General features: G+C 56.7%; 1 rRNA gene. It reads left to right on the top strand.

The features are described 5' to 3' along the window. Positions 1-335 (top strand): 23S ribosomal RNA (locus ciss_RS09165); the annotation flags it as partial.

Raw genomic sequence — 335 nt, 5'->3', positions numbered from 1 at the left:
GATCCGCGGATATCCGAATGGGGGAACCCGGCCGGCGTAATGGCCGGTCACCGTACACTGAACACATAGGTGTACGGGGGGAACCCGGGGAACTGAAACATCTTAGTACCCGGAGGAGAAGAAATCAAAAAGAGATTCCCTGAGTAGCGGCGAGCGAAAGGGGAGGAGCCCAAACCGCATACGTGTAGAAGGTGGCAGCCGTTGCGTATGCGGGGTTGAAGGCCGTACTGGGGGTACACTGCCATGTACCCGGCAGTGAAGCGTAATAGGAGAAGGAGTTGGGAAACTCCGCCGTAGAAGGTGAAAGCCCTGTATCCGAAATTACGCGTAGCTGC

The organism is Carboxydothermus islandicus, from assembly GCF_001950325.1.
Classification (GTDB): Bacteria; Bacillota; Z-2901; order Carboxydothermales; family Carboxydothermaceae; genus Carboxydothermus; species Carboxydothermus islandicus.
Note: the sequence above shows the minus strand (reverse complement) of the source record. Positions and strands in the feature narration are given on the sequence as shown.